1 protein-coding gene and 1 pseudogene (1 of these 2 cut by a window edge) are annotated in these 707 nt (G+C 61.7%); one reads left to right on the forward strand and one right to left on the reverse strand.

Going from position 1 to position 707, the window contains the following annotated elements; genetic code table 11:
- Window positions 1-64: pseudogene (locus EOB59_RS13075) on the forward strand (hypothetical protein) (it extends 472 nt beyond the left edge of the window).
- Between the two features lie 65 nt (window positions 65-129).
- Here EOB59_RS13075 and EOB59_RS36240 read toward each other — a convergent pair.
- Window positions 130-707, reverse strand: a 578-nt coding sequence (locus tag EOB59_RS36240; protein WP_245486614.1) for a Dyp-type peroxidase, incomplete at its 5' end; no start/stop codon positions are given.

Here is a 707-nt window from a genome sequence, read left to right on the forward strand (position 1 = left end):
ATGGGAGCTTGGCCGGCAGCGAAAGGCGGCCAAGGTGGCGCAAGCAAAGCGCGACGCACGCTGAGGGTTCTGACAATCGCCGGGTGAAATCGTTGGGACGCCGGCCTGCCGTGCGGTCGCAGGCGTCTTCTATGCGCCCTCAACAAGGGTTTGCAGCATGGGGCGGGTTGGCGCGAAGAACGTCGTGCCGGTGTGCGGCGTCGAGAAATCGAGCAGCCGGTCGTAAGCGCCCGGCGGCTCACCGATGTACATTCGCTGCAGCATCCTCTCGATCACCCAGAGATACCTGCTGTAGCCGATAAAGTAGGTGCCGAACTCCTTTTGCCCCGGCCTGCCGAACGGCATGTTGTCGCGCAATATGTCGTACTCATTGCCATCGGCATCCTCGATGGTGGCCAGCGACTTGTGTGATTTGCGAGGTGCGTCGTCATCATCGATTTCGATGTTGTCGATCTTGGTGCGGCCGATGATTTCTTCCTGGAGAGGCGTTGGCGTCCGCCCCCATGCCTGGAGATCGTGCAGGTACTTCTGGACGACGACATAGCTGCCGCCGGCGAAGTCGGCGTCCTCATCACCGACGAGTGCCGAGGCGGGCAAATCGAGGCCTGTCGGGTTGGCGGTGCCGTCGACGAAGCCGAGCAGGTCACGGGCATCGAAATAGCGAAAACCGGAAACCTCGTCGACGACGCTCACGGCATCACCGAGAT

It is taken from the genome of Mesorhizobium sp. M7A.F.Ca.MR.176.00.0.0 (genome assembly GCF_004023165.1).
In the GTDB taxonomy this organism is placed as follows: Bacteria; Pseudomonadota; Alphaproteobacteria; order Rhizobiales; family Rhizobiaceae; genus Mesorhizobium.